Below are 18,700 nucleotides of genomic sequence, written 5' to 3'. Positions count from 1 at the left end.
ATTATCACCAGTCCTAAATAGTATAGAGCCAAAAGTCTTTAAATAATGACATATAAAACAGGCCATGAACTCGTAATTTTGTTCATGGTCTGTTTTATTATGAAAATAATTCATCCACTGTAACTTTAAACTGTTTAGCGATTTTAAAAGCTAAGCTTAAAGAAGGATCATACTTATTATTTTCAATCGCATTAATCGTTTGTCTCGAAACATTGACACTTTTACTTAGTGCTTCTTGAGACATCCCATTTTGTTTGCGATACAATTTTATTTTGTTTTTCATAACTCTCACCCTTTGTAGGTGTATTTTCGTTTGACAGCAAAATAATTTATCAAAAGAAACAAGAATATAACAGTTAATATAATTATCTCAGGATACTCCAACATGAATTCAAATCTAGGTTGATTCGAGATAAAAAATTTGAAGAATAGTCCAACCAATAAAAAGTATACCGTGCTGATTAAAGTTCTTGAGAAAATTTCATGATACATACGTACTTGTCGTTCATCAAAACGTTTATCTTTTTGTTTAACACCGGTTACGCTTGAAGGTAGGTACTTTGTGGTGAAGACTGACCATAATGTAGTCAGGACTCCAAAACTTATAAATACGATTACCTTTGTAAGTATCAATGTAAAAACTCCTTTGTGTGATTAAATTATGAGTATTTTCGTTTAACAACTTGATAATTATAAATCAAAGTGCCCACTGTGATAACTAAAAAGACAGCTTCAGGATATTTCGAGATAAAACTATGTGCACTGACTAACCCAAGCGTACGATTTAGAAAGGCGAATGTAATGAGAAGGATGGTAATGATAAAAGTCTTTGCGAGTACTTCTAAAATAATTTTAGTTTGACGTTCGTCATAATGAGACTCGGTTTGAACATCTACTGCTTCTGAAGGCATATAATTTTTCAAGAAGCCTCTCCAAGCAAATGCGAAAGCAACTAAGGTTACAATAGGGATGATAATTTTTAGTAATATCATGATGTCCCTCCTGAAATGTAAAGTTTATTTGACATTTTTAGGATACTGCTGCGCTTAAATAATGTCAAGTATGTTTTACATTTCGTATAAAAAAACAGAGCCGAATGGCCCTGTTTTAAATTCCTAAATGTTCTTTAAATGTGTGTCCTGTATAGTTTTTTCGATAAAGTCCGCGTTTTTGTAATTCTGGAACAATCAAATTTACAAAATCATCTAAGCTATCTGGCAAGGTAGGAGGCATTAAGTTGAAACCATCTGCCACACCTTCTTTGAACCAATGTTCCATTTCATCCACAATTTCTTCAGGTGTTCCGATCAATGTTAAATGACCACCACCTGCATTTAAATATCCCAATAACTCTCGTACAGTGGGGTCTGTATCTCTGATAATCTCAAGGACTGTTTCATAACGACCTACAGGCCCAGTAAATTCAGAGACAGGAGGTAAGTCTGGGACTTTGTCATCTAAATCCCAACTATGACAATCTTGTTGAACAAAGAAGCTGAGTTGATTTAGCGCTGTTTCAATCGGTAGTTGATTATCAAGCGCCGCTTTTTTCTCTAAAGCTGCTTCATGGGTTTCTGCGACATAAGTCACCAGACCTGGGAAGACTTTGAGGTTGCGGTCAGTCTGACCGGTACGTTTGATTTCATCATCTAAGCGTTGTCTGAACTGTTTTGCTTGTTTGATATTCCAAGAAACAGAGTAAACTGCATCTGCATATTTAACTGCGAGTGCCACGCCTTGTTTAGATGCGCCAGCCTGCATTGCGACGGGTTTACCTTGTGGACTTGCGGGTGTAGATAAAGGGCCGCGAACTTGGAAGTGTTCTCCTTGATGATTGAAAGGTTCTATTGCTTTTGAATCAATCAGTTGATTGTGTTTACGATCGTGTTTGAAATCATTGGTTTGCCATGACTCGAAGAGATGATTCATGACTTCCGCAAATTCATCTGCTTTTTGGTATCGTGCTGTATGATCAGGCAGACCTTCCATACTGTGATTTTGTGCTTCAATATCCGTCATAGATGTGACTAAATTCCAACCGACACGACCGCCAGTGATATGGTCCAAACTTAATAGCTGACGTGCAGCCGTATAAGGGTTAGAAAATGTGCTGGAAATCGTTGAGACTAACCCGACATGTTTTGTGACCTGCGAAATTGCAGTTAAATTGACAATAGGGTCAAACCAGAACGCAGGCATCGTGGTGTCATTATTTGCGGGGAAGGATTGGTTATCCGCGAAAAACACCGCGTCAAAATAGCCGCGTTCTGCGATTTGAGCTAAATCTTGATAATACTCGATGGTGCCGATACGTTCGACACTTGAATCAGGCATCAGCCATGCGGCTTGATGATGGCCGCATCCATATAATAAAACGCCAATGTGCAGTTGTTTTTCTTTCTGCGTAGGCATGTTATTCACCTCGTGTTTAATATTGTTACTTAGTTCATTGTTAATCCGCCGTCAACAGTGATGTTTTGGCCTGTAATACCGTCTGCTTGTTCTGAAACAAGATAAGCCACCATGTTTGCGACATCTTGCGGTGTTGTCACCTTACGTAGTGGTGTACTTTGCGCAATCAAGTCAAAGACTTCAGGTGTAGTAACTGAGCTAGCGTCCGTTGTTTTAAGTAATCCGCCTGAAACAACATTCGCATTAATACCATATTGGCCAAGCTCTGCTGCAATGTTACGTGTGAAACCAATTAATGCAGCTTTCGCTGTTGTATATTCATGATAAGGAACAACAGGATTTTGGTATAAATTTGTGCCGATAGATACAACACTGCCACGTTGATTTTCAATAAATTGAGGTACCACACTTTGTACAACGTTGAATGCAGCTTTTAATGTGCCATCGATTTGATTTTGATAATCTGACCAGTCCATATCTTTAAATGATTTTTGTGTTGTCGGATCAAATTTGAAACCGATCAATGCGTTGTTCACTACACCATCAATACGACCGAATGTTTCTGTTCCTTCTTTGACTAAACGTTCTACTGCATCACGGTCAGTAACGTCTGCTTGAATTGCGACAGCACGGTTATTATCAATTTCTTGAGCCAATGCTTCGGCAGCTTCCTTACTTTGGTTGTAGTTAATAATAACGTTAAAACCTTGTTCGCCTAATGTACGGCTGATTACAGCACCTAAGCCACGTCCGCCGCCTGTTACTAAAATTGTTCTTGCCATTTAAATCGCCCCTTTAGTTAAATTAAGACATAAAAAAACACACAACCTATCTAGAGCTGTGCGTATCAGAGCGAGTTGAAAGTATAGCCTCAGACATTCTTAGCCATACTTTCTTAGTTATGTACTCACACTTTCCTACGCTAGTTTCAGCTAGATCAGGTTCAAAGGGTCTGAAGCCATGCTTCATCTCAGTTATAAAACGCCCCTAGTGCATTTATATTTGTCATTAACCTTAATCTATCGACTTTCTAGAAGTAAGTCAAGGAAGGGCAATGAGAAAGGATTTAGTGAAAAAATAACAGCATACATGTTATGATAAACAAGAATACAAATAACAGGGTCTCCCTACAGAATTGGAGTGAGTTATATGTTCTGGTTAGGTATGTCATTCCCTTTATTAGCCATTATTTTCATTGTCTTCTCTGTGCGTGAAGAAAAGAAACGTAAATTGAAAAAACAAGAAAAAGAAGCTAGATGGGAAGCACAAAAACAACAAGAAGCGAAAGCTAAAGAAGAACAAGCGGCTAAAACTCAAGAAACTGAAAATCAACAACCACAAGATGTTAAAGCACTTGAACAACAACAAGAACATCGAGAAGTAACAGCTGAAGAAGAAGCACAACGTGTTGAAGCAAAAGCAGCCGCGAATGCACCACACGAAGAAGATAAACCTTCTTCATAATTGAATCATGATGAATTGAAAGCTGACCGAAAGTATAACCGGTCAGCTTTTTCATTACGTTTCTATTTACTTCAAATACACAACGATACTAAATTTTCCCGACTAATGATTCAGAAATAGGCTATACTATATAAAATAAGAAAATTCAGATAATTAATAGTAGGAAAGAGGAATGTGTATGACAGAAAATACAAAGGAAAATTCAAAAGATTCATCTTCAAAATTCCAGTTAAAAACACCTCATACGTATGCATTGTTAATGATGATTATCGCCATTGCTTGCGTCTTGACGTATATTATTCCAGCAGGGGAATATAAACGCGTAGATAAAGGGGGACAAACGTTAGTAGTCCCAGGTTCATATCATAGTATTGAACAACACGGGGTGTCATTTTTAGATTTATTCCGTGCAGTACCTGAAGGTTTACTGACAGGAGGAGAAATTGTCTTTTATATCTTTTTAGTTGGTGGTGCTTTCGGTATTGTACATAGAACAGGCGCATTTGAAAACGGGATTAACCAAGCGATTAAAACATTAGGTTCTTCGCGCATCTTAATGATTCCATTAACTATGATTGTGTTCTCTATTTTAGGCTTTTCAATTGGTTTAGCAGAAGAAACCATTATCTTTGTGCCGATCGGTGTAATTATTGCGAGAACCCTAGGTTATGATGCGATGACAGGAGCCGCGATGGTGATTTTAGGTGCCGCAAGTGGATTTATTGGAGGTATGTTGAATCCATTTACAGTCGGTGTTGCGCAAACCGTTGCTGAACTTCCTATGTTCTCAGGTTGGGGGTTACGTTCCATCATTTATATATTCATTCTAGTCGCAGCGATCGGGTCGGTAATGTTTTATGCTAGAAAAGTGAAACGTAATCCAAAGAAAAGTGTCGTTTATGCTTTAGAACAAGAAGAAGGTCAAAGTCATAAAGCTATAGAATATGAACGTTTTACCAAACGTCAAGCCTTCGCATTAAGTATTATTGCGTTAACTATTGTGTTTAATGTCTATGGTATCTTTCGTTATGAATGGTCTTTTAATCAAATGAGCGCAAACTTTGTTTTGGCAGGTTTGCTTGCAGGGTTTGTCAGTGACTTAGGTATGAATGGTACCTTTGATGCTTTTATTGAAGGAATGAAAGACATTTTATTTGGCGCAATGATTGTCGGTTTTGCGAAAGGCATTGTCGTTATTTTAGAACAAGGTAAAATTATTGATTCTATTATTCATGGAATGACTACACTACTTAATGATGTCCCATCGTCTATTGTGATTATTGTGATGTTTATCTTCCAATTTTTCCTTAACTTCTTCATTCCATCTGGTTCAGGACAAGCCTTGACTACAATGCCTTTGATGGTGCCGATTTCAGACTTGCTGGATATTAATCGTCAACTTACAGTGCTTGCTTTCCAATATGGTGATTCCATCAGCAATGTGCTGTTTCCGACTTCTGCCATTTTAATGGGTGCACTCGCAGTTGCGAAAATTTCATACGTACAGTGGTTGAAATTCGCTTGGAAATTGATTCTGCTGTGGGTTATTATTTGTGCAATTGCCATGTCCATTGCATTGCTTGTCGGCTATTAGGGAATACTAACTCTGTTCAAAGATAAAACATGAGGAGGAAGTGTCCTTGAATCAACACGAGAAAGAGAAATTATGGCGTGAATATAAATATGAAGTCATGTGGCATAGCCAAGCACACTATAACCAAATCAGATCAGTCATGAAAGATAATGTAGAAGGTGAGGTATTACAACGGTTGATTGATGAAGCATTAGCCCTCCCTCCGTCTAAAGGTGCCGTCATCAATACGTTTGATCATATGTGGGGCTATTTTAAGAAAGAAGCGAATGATACTGAAAAAAATCGACATCAAACATTGAAAGCGGACTTCGAATCAGGAAAAACAACATCTGATGAGCTCTTGTCATTTATCTATACACTTGCGACTAAATATCAAAGTAAGTACTTATTAAATTCTTCAATTTTGAAGAATGCATGACAGAAAATCAGAAGTATTAAAAAATTTGAGGAAAGTGGTAGGTTATTAAATGACTTTTATCTGATTTTCGCTTAACATGTAACACAAGTTTCAAATTAAATCAGATTTTGGTTAACTGAATAACTTAACTTATTATTAAAATTTCAAATAGAGGGTAATTGACTCTAGTAGGAATAATGACAGCAAGGTGTGAAATGTTATGGAACAATTAATAAATGATGATTACGAATACTGCAGAAAGATAATGGAAGAGTACTCAAAGACCTTCTCTTATGCGTTTAATAGTCTGCCTGAACAAGAACGTAAAGCAGTTTGGGCGATTTACGCAGTATGTCGTATGATAGATGACAGTATAGATGAATATGAAGATCCAAAACGCTTAGATGCGATTCGTGAAGATTTAGAACACATCTACGATGGAGATTCTGAAAATGTGAACTTTAATAGTAACGCATCTGTGATGCGCGCGTTTCGTCATACACTAAAATCTTATCCTGTTCCATTACATGCCTTTAAAACATTAATGGATTACGTGGAAAGCGATTTGACTATGACAGCATTAGAAACAGATGAAGAGCTAGAAGCCTATTGTTACGGCGTGGCAGGTACGATTGGTGAATTACTGACACCTGTACTTGCTTATGAACAATATTATGAGACAGCAGATAAAATCGGTATAGAACTTGGTAAAGCCCTACAAATCACAAATATTTTACGTGATGTCGGTGAAGACTTTGAAAATAACCGTATCTATTTAAGCGCAAATCGCTTAAAAGAATATAATGTTGATTTAAAAGCAGTATATGAAGACGGTGTGACACAAAATTATATTGATTTATGGGAAAGTTACGCCAAAGATGCGGATGCTATGTATCATAATGCATTAAGTCATTTAGATTACTTCCACGAAGATGCACGCCCCATTATTGAAGTTGCAGCTCAAGCGTATCGTGAAATCCTTGAAGTTGTACGTAAAAAGCATTATTCATTGCACCAACGTGCATATGTCAGTCGCTTGAAAAAAGGTCAAATTTACCGTCGTGTCATGAAATCATACAAATAACTTTAAACTTAAAACAATAAACTATAAACAAAACCAGCATGTGATGTTTCAAACAGGCATGCTGGTTTTGTCATGTTTATAGCTTAATTAAATTCTACATATTGCGGTCCATCTTCTGAATCGCTATTCATTAATTTAATAGATCTTGGAATAGCTCTAATGACACAAAGTTTAGGGTCTTCTTTAGAATCAAAGAACGATTTATCTTGTTCGTCCCAAATCCAATCTAATACATCTGGATCTTCAGTGACTTCTAAGTCTGCATAGATTTCTAAGAAACTATGGTTTTTCGTATCATCATAGCCTAATAAAATATGAGCAACAGGATTTTGTTCGATTTCTTCAATCTTTACTGAGTCTGTACTAGTTTTCGTATATAAATCAAATTCTTGGTCATAGAAAATCATATATCGGCTATCTGGCTTATTGTCATAGGAAGTTGAAAGTACACCAATACGTGATGCTTTCATAATATCTTTAATCTTTTTTAAGACAACTTGTCTATCCATAGTATTCACCTCTTTTTTTATATTTACCCGTATGCGTTGGCAATAAAAGTTGTGTCAGGTATAACTCATCCTTTATGCATATTGTAAATGTCGCTATAATGAAGATGAAAAAAGAAGGAGGCATCATGGAATGGTACGAAAAATTGTGATTGCACCAGATTCATTTAAAGAAACTTTAACAGCGGCTGAAGCGGCACAAGCCATAGAATTAGGACTACAGGAAGTCTTGCCTGAAACGGTCATCTATGACAAAGTACCGATGGCTGATGTCGGTGAAGGGACGATGCAGTCGCTCCATGATGCCTTAGGCGGAACCATGAAACCTGTAAAAGCGACAGACGCTTTAGGCCGAATTATTGATGCACAATATTCATATGTTGAACAAAGTAAAACGGCTATTATTGAACTCGCAGAAGCTTCTGGTTTAGAAACAATCGAACTCAAACATCGTAATCCGCTTGTGACTTCTACATACGGTACAGGGCAATTGATTTTAAGCGCACTAAATCAAGGTGCACGAAAAATTATCCTCGGTATTGGCGGAAGTGCGACCAATGATGGCGGAACAGGTATGATGAAAGCACTTGGCGTAAAATTCCTTGATGAGAAAGGTGACAACTTACCTGAAGGTGGTGCCGCTCTAATCAACCTTGCGCAAATTAATATTTCTAATTTAGACAAACGGCTGAAAAACGTAACTTTTGAAGTAGTCTGTGATGTTGATAACCCATTACTTGGACCCGCAGGTGCTACTCATACGTACGCTAAACAAAAAGGCGCTTCACCAAAAGATATTGAACAACTCGAACAAGCTTTAACACATTACAATCAAGTGTTAACAGAAACTTTTCAACATGATTATTCAACTGTACCAGGTGCGGGGGCTGCAGGTGGTACAGGTATTGCGTTAGTTGCTTTTTTAGCTGCAGAACTTTCTCGAGGTATCGATATTGTTTTACATGAAACACAGTTAAAAGCACGTCTGAAAGATGCTGATATTTGTATTACCGGTGAAGGTAAAATCGATCGACAGACAATTTATGGGAAAACGCCGATTGGTGTTGCGAAAACAGCTCAACAATTTAACATACCTGTTATTGCGTTATGCGGCGTAACTGGAGAAGGCTATGAAGCTGTTAAAACACATGGGATTGATCACGTCTTCAGTGTGACTGGCCTAGATGACAGACCACCAAACAACCATGCTTCAATCAGTAAAGCAGAAGCACTTGCACATCCATTTCGTTATTTAAAAGCACTCGCACAAGATGCGGCACATAGATTAGAATTAGGGAAGAACGTCTAAATAGTTAGACGTTCTTTTTTTCTTCAAAAAATCAACTTCATTTTTGGTAGTTAATACTATAGCGTTCATTGCTTAGGATGTTTAAAACGTCCAACTATCCAAGCAATCAATGCTAATAACATTACACAAATAAAAAGAACGATATTGATATAACTTTTTATTATCTGATCAGGATTAAACAAGCTATTAAGTAACAATATTCCTGTAAGTATGATTAATAGATATTGAACGATGACATAGCGTTTCTTCATATTCAATCAGCACCTCTCTCTTTATATGCGTGATCAACTTTAAAATTAGAATAACATAAAATTGTTAAAATATGATTAAATAATTGAAGCGAGTGTGTAATGAATCATCTACCTTGTTTGAGTCATTTGAAATGAAGTCGATTTAAGTAAACATTATGAAAGCTTGTATATTTAAGAGTGAAATGAAAAAGAGAAAAAATGTGTATTTTATTGTTGACAATCATCAACAATGGGTTTAATATTAGAAAACGTACACAGGGTGTACCATTTAAAATAACAAATCAATAATGGAAAATAAATGCGTAAAAGTGTTGGGGTATCAAGCTTTTACGTTTTAAAAAGTATTATAGTACATAGGGTGTACTATAAAGGAGAAGGAGTTACTTATGTTTAATGAGTTTAAATTTATCAAAAATAATAAGATGTTAATTGTTGCGTTAATTGCGATTGGTTTATTACCTCTGATTTATGTAGCATTATTTGTGGGGTCAATTTGGAATCCATATGATAAGACAGACCAATTGAAAATATCTATTGTTAATGAAGATAAAGCAGCAACACTTCAAGGCAAGAAAATCAATATTGGAGACGAAGTCGTATCGAAACTTAAAGATAATAAAAAATTCGATTTCCAAGAAGTATCTAAAGACACAGCGAAAAAACAATTAAAGAACGGCAAAGCTATCGGAACAATTATTATTCCAGAAGATGCATCTAAAAATGCAACAACATTATTAAATAAAAATCCAAAGAAAATTGAGTTAGAAACACAAGTGAACCCAGGTTCAAGTTATACAGGCAGTCAAGCGGCACAAAAAGCGATTGATACTGTAACCAAATCGATTCGCAATACAGTGCGTGCAGAATACTTAGATGAATTATTTGCGGCTAATAAACAATCTAAACAAGGTTATACAGATACATCGAAGGCTTTAGGACAAATGTCTCAAGCAGAAGGGCAATTAATTAATGGTAATGAACAGGTGACTGCAGGTTTAAAACAAATGGCACCTATGGCAGGCGCACAAGGTGAACAGTTAGTTCAAGGTAATGAACAAGTGACACAAGGCTTACAACAGCTTCAACAAAATAATGAACAACTTAAACAAAAAATTGATCAAGCAGTAGAAAAACAAACGAATGTCCATTTTGAAAATGAAAATGAACAAGCATTGAATGATATTGAGAAAGTAACAGAAAACAATATTACTAAAGCAGATTACTATGGCGAAACAGTTTTACCTTATATGGCAAGTGTAGGTTTATTTGTAGGTGCTGTATCTTTTGCGGCAATTTATCCATTAACTAAAACATTACGTCAAGATGTCGCACCATGGAAACAATGGTTAGGTAAAGTGTTCTTATATGTCTTACAAGGTTCATTCAGTGCCATCATGTTAAGTCTATGGGTGAAATTCGGACTCGGTTTAGATATTGAAAACATAGGTAAGTTCTTAACAGTCATGTTCTTATGGGCAATTGCGGCAATCGCAGTAACTTCTTTACTCGTATTATTATTAGATCGTGTCGGTTTATTCTTAGCGATGTTATTGTTAGTACTGCAATTAAGCTCAAGTGAAGGAATGTTCCCGATTGAAATGTCAGCCGCATTCTTCCGATTCATCCACCCATTCTCACCGATATCTTACGCGATTCAAGGTTTCCGTGAAGCCATCTTTACGAATGCAGGCCACTTTACTTTCGGTTTTGTAGCCGCAATCCTTACTGGTATTGCGTTAGGTGCGATGTTGATTCAATATCTAGTATTAATCTGGTTTAACAAACGTGGCAAACCACTATTCCAAATGAAATTCAACTAATGATAAAATGTGAGTGAAGCGCAATAAGTTGGAGGGACAATCATGAATGACGAAATGAAAGAAGCATTAACTAGATTTGATTTGAGTTTAATGAATATCAATAAATACATTTCAGATATGCTTCAAGAAACAGGATTGAAACATATGATTTCACGAGAGCAATTAGAAGCTTTAATTATGATCCGTTCTCATCGCAGATTAACGATTAATGAACTTGCTGACTTACAAGATATCTTTAAAACTGCAGCTTCTAAACGTATTCATAAACTAGAAAAAATGGGACTGGTACAACAAGCAGCTTCAGATAATAAGCGTATTAAATTAATGGAAATGACTGATGAGGGCATTCAATTTTTAGAAGAAGTCAAAGAAAAAATGGCTTGGATTGTCAGTGAATGTTTAAAAGGACATTTCAGTACTGAGGAAATTGTACAGTTTGTAGATAAACTTCAAGCCATTGAACAAACATTGAAACAACGTTAAATGAATAACGTAAGGTTAAGCACCGCTACACGATAGAGAGTGAAGCGGTGCTTTTATTTACGCTCAATGCATAGTCAACGTGGGGAGGCGGGTATAGAAGGATAACATTCATGTAAGAGATAAACGTTATAAGTACGAAGGAGTTGGAAAATATGTCAGAAACAATGAAGGCTATGGCTGTTCAAAAGTATGGGAAACAACCTGTTGAGATGATTGATTTACCTGTACCAGAGCCTGGTCCAGAAGAGGTCCTAGTACGTGTGAAAGCTGCTAGTGTGAATCCAGTAGATTTTAAAACACGTGATGGTGATTTAAAAGCAGTCGTGAAACATAAATTTCCGCTAGTACTCGGTAATGATTTGGCAGGCGTTGTGGAGAAAGTAGGGAAAGACGTTAGAAACTTTAAAGTCGGAGATAAGGTATACGGCCGACCTGGCAAAAATAATATGGGAACTTTTGCGCAGTATTTTGCGATTAATCAGTATGATATTGCGTTGATGCCGAAGAACTTAGATTTTGTGGAAGCGGCGAGTATTCCGTTAGTTGGTTTAACGAGCTATCAGGCTTTCCATGAAATCATGCATCTTAAAGCAGGAGATAAAGTGTTGGTTGAAGCGGGTTCAGGCGGTATTGGTACCTTTGCGATTCAATTAGGCCGTGTGATGGGCTTGCATGTCGCGACGACTGTCAGTGAAAAAGGTGAATCCTTAGTTCGATCACTCGGCGCAGATGAAATTATTAATTATAAACAACAAAATTTCTGGGATGTCTTATCTAATTATGATGGGGTCTTTGATACGTTAGGTGGCAAAAACTTAGAAAAAGCCTTTACGATATTAAAACCAGGTGGCTCTATCGCATCATTAGTCGGACCGCCGACTATGAAATTCGCAGATACTTGGCATTTAAATTTAGCAAAACGTGCAGGTATTTGGTATTTGTCTCGTCATATTCGTAAGCTTGCGAAAGCACATCATGTGTATTATGAATTCTTCTTAATGCATCCGAGTGATGCGCAATTACGTACAATTACGAACCTTATTGAAGAAGGCGAAATCAAACCTGTCATTGATAAGGTCTATCCATTCCATGATACGCAACGTGCACTCGATTATTCAGAACAAGGTCATGCGAAAGGTAAGATCGTGATTAAAGTAGAAGATTAATTGATAGATAACTCAATAACAAAAGGAGCATCCATTAAGGTGCTCCTTTTGTGTATACATATAGAATATTTAAATCAATCATAGCTCACTACATTAATAATAAACCGATAATAATCGCGATACTTGCGGTTCCGTTATTTAACGCATGGACCATATAGCTGTCCCAAAGATTGCGACGGCGTTGATAAGCAAGATAGAAACAAGCACCCATTCCCATATAAAGTAAGAAACCTACGATGTTGGTGCTGGCATGGTTGATTGAAAAAATAGCTGAAGAAATCAGCATCGGCAACCAGAATGAGAATCTAGAGAAAATCGTTTCTTTGAAAATACCTCTGAAGGTGATTTCTTCTAAAAATGGTCCGACAAATGTAAGATGGAACACGAATAAGATGAGTGCGATCACAATCATCGGATTTGTGAAGTCCTGTAGATGTTGAACTTGTTTTAACAGTAATTCATCATTTTCTGAACCTTGTTCACCAAAAACCACTGCCATGACGACAACACATAGTGCAGTCCAAATACGTGTGGCGATGAAATATAGAATATTCCAGGCAATGTCTACAAATCCAAGGGGTTTTAAACTTTCATAACCTTTTTTACGGTAATACCAGACGAGTAACCAGATAACTAGTGCTGACCAAATGACGTAGCCTACAATAATACCTGCGAATGCGAGCGGATTACCATGGGGATTCATAGCGACAAATCCGATTAAAAACATTGCGACAAGTGTTGGTGTCGTACATAAAAACATAAAGACAATCCATAAGATAATGTTGAGCCAACGTCTGCCTTTTGGACGTATGTTGTCAGGATGAGATCGCTTTGATTTTTTTCTGTTTGGTTCATGTGTTTCGTTAGGTGTTATGTAATGTTCAGGGTTGGTTGATTCATCGGTGTAGTAAATATAATCGTCATTTTGTTTAGACATGATGTGACTCCTCTCCTCATTTTAGAGTTCATAATTTCAGTCTATCATACGTTATTAAAAGACAGTGCATTATATCGTAAGTGATGTGATTTCATTCCTAATTGTTAAGTGCGTTATATTGCGTGTTGACAGTGAGAATGAATATCACTTATCATAAAAGTGTAACAAGTTACGCTTATTCGTTTTAAGCAAATAATTCATAAACATAATGTTTTAGTTTTTGTGTGAGATAGTTTAAGATAAATAAGTAAATCATTACGTCTTAAGTCATCAGATGACCGGACATTTAATTTGAGGAAGGTGGTTAAGAAATGAGTCAAGCAGAATCAAAAAACGTTATTTTGATTGGTGCAGGGGTATTAAGCACCACTTTTGGTTCATTTTTAAAAGAAATTCAACCTGACTGGAACATCAAGTTATTTGAACGCTTAGATGGTCCTGGGTTGGAAAGTTCTTATGATACAAGTAATGCTGGCACTGGGCATGCGGCATTATGTGAGTTGAACTATACGGTTGAACAACCAGATGGTTCAATTGATGTGGAAAAAGCGAAAGAAATTAATGAACAGTTTGAGATTTCAAAACAGTTCTGGTCACATTTAGTGAAAACGAATGCGATTGAAAACCCACGTGAGTTCATCACGCCATTACCACACATCAGTTTCGTTCAAGGTGTGAAAAATGTTCAATTCTTGAAGAAACGTTATGAAGCATTGAAAAATTTACCGATGTTCTCTGACATTGAGTACACTGAAGATCGTGATAAACTTGCGCAATGGATGCCTTTAATGATGGAAGGCCGTTCTCCACACTTAGCGATTGCGGCAAGTAAGATTGATAAAGGAACAGACGTTAACTTTGGTGAGTTAACACGTAAATTAGCTTCAAACTTAGAAACACATGACAATGCAGAACTTTTCTATCGTCATGAAGTCGTTGGCTTCCAACAACGTGCTGATAAGAAATGGGAAGTAGAAGTACGTAACTTAGATACTGACAATGTTGAAACACATGTGGCAGACTATATCTTTATCGGTGCTGGTGGTGCCGCAATCCCATTACTTCAAAAAACACGTATTGAAGAAAGTAAAAACTTAGGCGGTTTCCCAATCAGTGGTGCATTCTTAGTGTGTAATAAACCGGAAATCGTACAACAACACGATGCGAAAGTTTACGGTAAAGAGCCGCCAGGCACACCACCAATGACGGTACCGCATTTAGACCGTCGTTATATACGTGGAAAAGAAAGTCTATTATTTGGACCATTCGCAGCAATCGGACCTAAATTCTTGAAACACGGTTCAAACTTAGACTTATTCCGTTCATTGAATCGTGATAACTTATTAACAATGGCAGCTGCTGGGGTTAAAAACTTATCACTTGTTAAATATTCAATCCAACAAATGTTGATGAAAAAAGAAGACCGTATGAAAGAATTACGTCGTTTCGTACCAGATGCGAAAGACGAAGATTGGGATTTACACATTGCAGGTAAACGTGTTCAAGTAATCAAAGATACACAAGAACATGGTCGCGGCTTTATCCAATTCGGTACAGAAGTCGTTCACTCTAAAGACCACACTGTAGTCGCAATGTTAGGTGAATCACCAGGGGCTTCAACTTCAGTATCAGTCGCATTAGAAATCATTGAACAAAACTTCCCTGACTACCTAGAACAATGGTCAGGCAAATTAAAAGAAATGATTCCATCTTATGGCGAATCATTAATTGAGGATACGAAGTTATTAAACAAAGTACGTAAAGCATCAGCGGATACTTTGAAATTAAATGAAAAATAAGCAATAACACAATAAAACAGTGCTTCCTTAAAGTAGGAGGTACTGCTTTTTTATACATAAGTATGGATTTCATAGTGGTATTGGATAGATAAGAGACAGACTGAGGTTTGTCTGAGGTGAGTAGAAGGGATGTCTAAAATTTATTGGCAGCACATTGTTGGAATTGTGTAGATTCCAGTTGGAATAAGCATAAGAAAACCATGTTTCATAACTGAGATGAAACATGGTTTTCCTATACCATTTATATATTTCATTTGATTAATACTCTAATAGAGTAAAGTAGATGTGTAGACTAAATAAGTTTCAAATGCTTTTGCTTAAGTTGTATGAAGGTGTTCAATTGATTCAGTAGAATATGTGACAGTAAATTCTGGATGATATTTATTGATATAGTATTTTGTTGCGCGTTCATGATCATTATTTTGATAGCTGTGTAAAAATGAAATCACAATTGCTTCTACGCCTTCAGTTTTAAAGTTGCGTATAATGTCTTCTACTTCATCGAAATCAAGACCATTAAGAATCTTGCCTTCATAGTTAATATGTTCTGAAACTTCTCTTCTTAAGTGACGTTGTATGAGAGGGATTGATTGTTGTAGCTGTGTGTTAAATAACTCTGGTTGAATGTCGCAAGCAGTTTTTAAAATTTTTCGGACACCTTCTGTAAGAATGATGCCTGTTTTAACACGCTTATTTTTTGTTAATGCCTGAACAGCTGTTGCTGTATGATTGATAAACTCTCGGATGGCTTCTAAATGTAGTTGGCTTTGGTTAAGTAGTTTAACTATATCTTGATCACAGTGCTTTAATGTGTCTCTTGTCTTTCCTAAAATTAAATCTCTGTTATTATTTGATGCGTCTGATTCTGTTCTGGTGTCGCCTATACTTTTGGCTGTGCGCATAATAATAATGCTCCTTTCAGTTTTAGAAGTTCATCTATTTTAGGTACTACAACACATGATACTGTCATAAAAGATGTTGAGTTACTTTTGAGATAGTAAGTAACCATCTATTACTGTGCAATGCTCAATGACAGTATTTGTGTAATCCGGTTATATATTACCACAGTGTAAAATATTTTCAATTAGAATTCTGAATATTACAATTACTTTAAGTTTGTTAAGGGTTGAAATGAGGGCATTTTAGAAGGATAAATAAATTATATTAGAATTTGATTACAACTAGAAAACGCTGTCAAACGAAAAATTTTTGAAAATTTTTTAGATTTCGCTGTAACCGTTGGTATTTAAGTGACGAACGCAGATAAAAAAATGTCTAAAATGGGCGAGAAAGTGGCTTTTTTGCCGACTTAAATTTGCGTAAAAATATCATTGTGTTAAGCTAAGAAACATCTTTGTTAAAAAGTTAAAAGCAATTTTTTGCAAGGGATAAAGGATTTCAGGTTAATATTTTAGTTAACTCAAATGTTCTTAATCTAAAAAGTAGGGTATATGAAAATATCTTAGTTAAAAAAAGCGGTATAAATACTATTTGATACAACGTTACATAAACAAAGGCATTTGCTTACGAAACTTGGGAGAATTGTTTTAGCTGCTTTTTTGAATAGATTAAGTACTTCATTAGGGGTAAGTATGTGGGGACATACTTTTAGAAGTTGTGCGCAATGAGTTAATTAAAATAAGATTTCAGGGTGAATGGGGAGTTATTCAAAGTCATCTTGGCTTTGTAACTTTGATTTAGATTCTGAACCTTGTCATTGCTATGCCTAAGAACGATCCGTACATTTTATTCCAAATAATTTGAAAGGATGTTTATTTTAGACATGTTTACTTTAGGAGCAACACTGAGACAACAGGTACACCCAGACTGGCAAACGTATATCATGATTGCTTTGTATTTCTTAATCTTATTAGTCATCGGCTACTATGGTTATAAGAAAGCAACAGGAAATGTCAGTGAATACATGCTGGGCGGCCGTAGCATTGGGCCATACGTAACAGCACTCTCTGCAGGGGCATCCGACATGAGTGGTTGGATGATCATGGGACTACCCGGTGAGGTCTATACTACTGGACTTTCAGCTGCGTGGCTTGCGATTGGTTTAACACTTGGTGCATATATCAACTACTTCGTAGTAGCGCCGAGATTACGTGTATATACAGAACAAGCTGGTGATGCAATTACGTTGCCAGACTTCTTCAAGAATCGTCTTGCTGACCATTCTAACTTGATTAAAATTATTTCAGGAGGCATTATCGTCGTATTCTTTACCCTATACACACATGCGGGTATGGTATCAGGCGGTAAACTCTTCGACAGTGCATTCGGATTGGATTATCGTTTAGGATTAATCTTAATTTCAGTTATCGTTATCGCGTATACATTCTTTGGTGGATACTTGGCAGTATCACTGACTGACTTCTTCCAAGGTGTGATTATGCTGATTGCGATGATTATGGTTCCGATTGTCGCATTACTTAAATTAAATGGATTAGACACATTCAATACAGTAACAGATTTAAAACCGACAAACTTAGATTTATTCAAAGGGACAACAATTGTCGGAATTATCTCATTCTTCGCATGGGGCTTAGGTTACTTCGGTCAACCTCATATCATCGTGCGTTTCATGAGTATTAAAACTGTTAAACAATTAAGAACAGCACGTCGTTTTGGTATCGGCTGGATGGCTGTCAGCTTAATTGGTGCAGTATTCGTTGGCTTAATCGGTATCGCGTTTATTCAAGATAAAGGCGTTGAATTAAAAGACCCAGAAACATTATTTATTTTAATGAGTCAAATTTTATTCCACCCATTAGTCGGCGGTTTCTTACTCGCTGCAATCTTGGCTGCGATTATGAGTACAATTTCTTCTCAATTACTTGTAACATCAAGTTCATTGACTGAAGACTTCTACAAATTAATCCGTGGTGAAGAAGCTGCTAAGAAACATCAAAAAGAATTCTTATTAGTAGGTCGTTTATCAGTATTAGTTGTTGCGATTATTTCTATCGCAATTGCTTGGTCACCAAACGACACAATTTTAAACCTAGTAGGTAATGCATGGGCAGGTTTCGGTGCCGCATTCGGTCCACTTGTTGTAATGTCACTTTACTGGAAAGGTTTAAGTCGTACAGGTGCTATCAGTGGTATGATCGCTGGTGCAGTTGTTGTAATTCTGTGGATTGTCTTCGCAAAACCATTAGGTGAAACAAATGACTTCTTCAACTTATATGAAATCATCCCTGGTGTGATTGCCAGTGTGTTAGTGACAATCATTGTTTCTAAATTCACGAAGAAACCGGATATAGACGTTTCAGGTGATATCGACCGTGTTAAAGCGGTAGTTAAAAAAGAAATGAGCTAAGTTACTATCATGCTTTAACTAGGATATGAAAGAACACTAATAATCTAATTGAATAGTAGAGAGATAGAGAAGCCTCTGAAGTGGCACACAAGTCACTTCAGAGGCTTTATTTTTTGAGGCTCTCTGTCAAATAGGACTGGTGAGCAAAAA

The 18,700-nt window shown here is 36.6% G+C and carries 17 protein-coding genes and 1 riboswitch; of the genes, 10 read left to right on the top strand and 7 right to left on the bottom strand.

What is annotated here, in order from left to right:
• Positions 1-97: 97 nt before the first annotated feature.
• The 4 genes from HMPREF2846_RS02335 to HMPREF2846_RS02315 all read right to left on the bottom strand — a co-directional run bounded on the left by HMPREF2846_RS02335 (position 98) and on the right by HMPREF2846_RS02315 (position 3,194).
• The gene (locus tag HMPREF2846_RS02335) at positions 98-283 is read right to left on the bottom strand and encodes a helix-turn-helix transcriptional regulator (protein ID WP_002480121.1); all 186 of its coding nucleotides are present in this window, start codon (positions 281-283) and stop codon (positions 98-100) included.
• Positions 284-659: 376 nt separating this feature from the next.
• Positions 660-992: a hypothetical protein gene (locus tag HMPREF2846_RS02325; protein WP_070463109.1), complete on the bottom strand. Its 333-nt coding sequence runs from the start codon at positions 990-992 to the stop codon at positions 660-662.
• A gap of 115 nt (positions 993-1,107) precedes the next feature.
• A complete protein-coding gene (locus HMPREF2846_RS02320; protein WP_023014746.1) occupies positions 1,108-2,412 on the bottom strand; it encodes an LLM class flavin-dependent oxidoreductase in 1,305 nt (434 codons plus the stop codon).
• A 29-nt stretch (positions 2,413-2,441) separates the two neighbouring features.
• Positions 2,442-3,194: a 3-oxoacyl-ACP reductase gene (locus HMPREF2846_RS02315; RefSeq protein ID WP_002480118.1), complete on the bottom strand. Its 753-nt coding sequence runs from the start codon at positions 3,192-3,194 to the stop codon at positions 2,442-2,444.
• Between the two features lie 115 nt (positions 3,195-3,309).
• Positions 3,310-3,411, bottom strand: a riboswitch (TPP riboswitch).
• Positions 3,412-3,561: 150 nt separating this feature from the next.
• Between HMPREF2846_RS02315 and HMPREF2846_RS02310 the strand changes: the two genes are divergently transcribed.
• From HMPREF2846_RS02310 to HMPREF2846_RS02295, 4 genes are all read left to right on the top strand, one after another.
• Positions 3,562-3,876 carry a hypothetical protein gene (locus HMPREF2846_RS02310; RefSeq protein WP_002480117.1) on the top strand — a complete coding sequence of 105 codons (315 nt, stop codon included), beginning with the start codon at positions 3,562-3,564 and terminating at the stop codon, positions 3,874-3,876.
• 178 nt (positions 3,877-4,054) lie between these two features.
• Complete coding sequence (locus HMPREF2846_RS02305) at positions 4,055-5,470, top strand: YfcC family protein (RefSeq protein WP_070625497.1); 1,416 nt, start codon at positions 4,055-4,057, stop codon at positions 5,468-5,470.
• A gap of 46 nt (positions 5,471-5,516) precedes the next feature.
• The gene (locus HMPREF2846_RS02300; RefSeq protein ID WP_083309958.1) at positions 5,517-5,888 is read left to right on the top strand and encodes a YbgA family protein; all 372 of its coding nucleotides are present in this window, start codon (positions 5,517-5,519) and stop codon (positions 5,886-5,888) included.
• 199 nt (positions 5,889-6,087) lie between these two features.
• Entirely contained in the window at positions 6,088-6,951 is an 864-nt protein-coding gene (locus HMPREF2846_RS02295; RefSeq protein WP_060804678.1) for a phytoene/squalene synthase family protein, read from the top strand.
• Positions 6,952-7,034: 83 nt separating this feature from the next.
• On the opposite strand, the gene HMPREF2846_RS02290 is transcribed toward HMPREF2846_RS02295, so the two are convergent.
• Positions 7,035-7,460 (bottom strand): pyridoxamine 5'-phosphate oxidase family protein, encoded by a 426-nt coding sequence (locus HMPREF2846_RS02290; protein ID WP_023014741.1) that lies wholly within the window; start codon positions 7,458-7,460, stop codon positions 7,035-7,037.
• 130 nt (positions 7,461-7,590) lie between these two features.
• Here HMPREF2846_RS02290 and HMPREF2846_RS02285 point away from each other — a divergent pair, with 130 nt between their 5' ends.
• From HMPREF2846_RS02285 to HMPREF2846_RS02265, 4 genes are all read left to right on the top strand, one after another.
• Entirely contained in the window at positions 7,591-8,766 is a 1,176-nt protein-coding gene (locus tag HMPREF2846_RS02285) for a glycerate kinase (RefSeq protein WP_070625495.1), read from the top strand.
• A gap of 637 nt (positions 8,767-9,403) precedes the next feature.
• Positions 9,404-10,837: a YhgE/Pip family protein gene (locus HMPREF2846_RS02275; RefSeq protein ID WP_070625493.1), complete on the top strand. Its 1,434-nt coding sequence runs from the start codon at positions 9,404-9,406 to the stop codon at positions 10,835-10,837.
• 42 nt (positions 10,838-10,879) lie between these two features.
• Entirely contained in the window at positions 10,880-11,320 is a 441-nt protein-coding gene (locus HMPREF2846_RS02270; RefSeq protein WP_002480109.1) for a MarR family winged helix-turn-helix transcriptional regulator, read from the top strand.
• A gap of 164 nt (positions 11,321-11,484) precedes the next feature.
• Positions 11,485-12,486 carry an NADP-dependent oxidoreductase gene (locus HMPREF2846_RS02265; RefSeq protein WP_070625499.1) on the top strand — a complete coding sequence of 334 codons (1,002 nt, stop codon included), beginning with the start codon at positions 11,485-11,487 and terminating at the stop codon, positions 12,484-12,486.
• 88 nt (positions 12,487-12,574) lie between these two features.
• On the opposite strand, the gene HMPREF2846_RS02260 is transcribed toward HMPREF2846_RS02265, so the two are convergent.
• A complete protein-coding gene (locus tag HMPREF2846_RS02260; protein ID WP_057510278.1) occupies positions 12,575-13,423 on the bottom strand; it encodes a CPBP family intramembrane glutamic endopeptidase in 849 nt (282 codons plus the stop codon).
• A 311-nt stretch (positions 13,424-13,734) separates the two neighbouring features.
• Here HMPREF2846_RS02260 and mqo point away from each other — a divergent pair, with 311 nt between their 5' ends.
• Positions 13,735-15,222, top strand: coding sequence for a malate dehydrogenase (quinone) (gene mqo / locus HMPREF2846_RS02255; protein ID WP_070625491.1), 1,488 nt, complete (start codon positions 13,735-13,737; stop codon positions 15,220-15,222).
• Between the two features lie 317 nt (positions 15,223-15,539).
• Here the strand turns inward: mqo and HMPREF2846_RS02250 are convergent, their stop codons facing one another.
• Positions 15,540-16,124: a hydantoinase/oxoprolinase N-terminal domain-containing protein gene (locus tag HMPREF2846_RS02250; RefSeq protein WP_061055105.1), complete on the bottom strand. Its 585-nt coding sequence runs from the start codon at positions 16,122-16,124 to the stop codon at positions 15,540-15,542.
• 881 nt (positions 16,125-17,005) lie between these two features.
• Here HMPREF2846_RS02250 and putP point away from each other — a divergent pair.
• The gene (gene putP, locus HMPREF2846_RS02245; protein WP_002480104.1) at positions 17,006-18,550 is read left to right on the top strand and encodes a sodium/proline symporter PutP; all 1,545 of its coding nucleotides are present in this window, start codon (positions 17,006-17,008) and stop codon (positions 18,548-18,550) included.
• Positions 18,551-18,700: the final 150 nt, after the last annotated feature.

This window comes from Staphylococcus sp. HMSC056G08 (assembly GCF_001812305.1).
GTDB classification, from domain to species: Bacteria; Bacillota; Bacilli; order Staphylococcales; family Staphylococcaceae; genus Staphylococcus; species Staphylococcus simulans.
Note: the sequence above shows the minus strand (reverse complement) of the source record. Positions and strands in the feature narration are given on the sequence as shown.

Coding starts and splice junctions, on each gene's coding strand:
- HMPREF2846_RS02335 (WP_002480121.1), bottom strand. CDS start 283: ATGAAAAACAAAATAAAATTGTATCGCAAACAAAATGGGATGTCTCAA.
- HMPREF2846_RS02325 (WP_070463109.1), bottom strand. CDS start 992: ATGATATTACTAAAAATTATCATCCCTATTGTAACCTTAGTTGCTTTC.
- HMPREF2846_RS02320 (WP_023014746.1), bottom strand. CDS start 2,412: ATGCCTACGCAGAAAGAAAAACAACTGCACATTGGCGTTTTATTATAT.
- HMPREF2846_RS02315 (WP_002480118.1), bottom strand. CDS start 3,194: ATGGCAAGAACAATTTTAGTAACAGGCGGCGGACGTGGCTTAGGTGCT.
- HMPREF2846_RS02310 (WP_002480117.1), top strand. CDS start 3,562: ATGTTCTGGTTAGGTATGTCATTCCCTTTATTAGCCATTATTTTCATT.
- HMPREF2846_RS02305 (WP_070625497.1), top strand. CDS start 4,055: ATGACAGAAAATACAAAGGAAAATTCAAAAGATTCATCTTCAAAATTC.
- HMPREF2846_RS02295 (WP_060804678.1), top strand. CDS start 6,088: ATGGAACAATTAATAAATGATGATTACGAATACTGCAGAAAGATAATG.
- HMPREF2846_RS02290 (WP_023014741.1), bottom strand. CDS start 7,460: ATGGATAGACAAGTTGTCTTAAAAAAGATTAAAGATATTATGAAAGCA.
- HMPREF2846_RS02285 (WP_070625495.1), top strand. CDS start 7,591: ATGGTACGAAAAATTGTGATTGCACCAGATTCATTTAAAGAAACTTTA.
- HMPREF2846_RS02275 (WP_070625493.1), top strand. CDS start 9,404: ATGTTTAATGAGTTTAAATTTATCAAAAATAATAAGATGTTAATTGTT.
- HMPREF2846_RS02270 (WP_002480109.1), top strand. CDS start 10,880: ATGAATGACGAAATGAAAGAAGCATTAACTAGATTTGATTTGAGTTTA.
- HMPREF2846_RS02265 (WP_070625499.1), top strand. CDS start 11,485: ATGAAGGCTATGGCTGTTCAAAAGTATGGGAAACAACCTGTTGAGATG.
- HMPREF2846_RS02260 (WP_057510278.1), bottom strand. CDS start 13,423: ATGTCTAAACAAAATGACGATTATATTTACTACACCGATGAATCAACC.
- mqo (WP_070625491.1), top strand. CDS start 13,735: ATGAGTCAAGCAGAATCAAAAAACGTTATTTTGATTGGTGCAGGGGTA.
- HMPREF2846_RS02250 (WP_061055105.1), bottom strand. CDS start 16,124: ATGCGCACAGCCAAAAGTATAGGCGACACCAGAACAGAATCAGACGCA.
- putP (WP_002480104.1), top strand. CDS start 17,006: ATGTTTACTTTAGGAGCAACACTGAGACAACAGGTACACCCAGACTGG.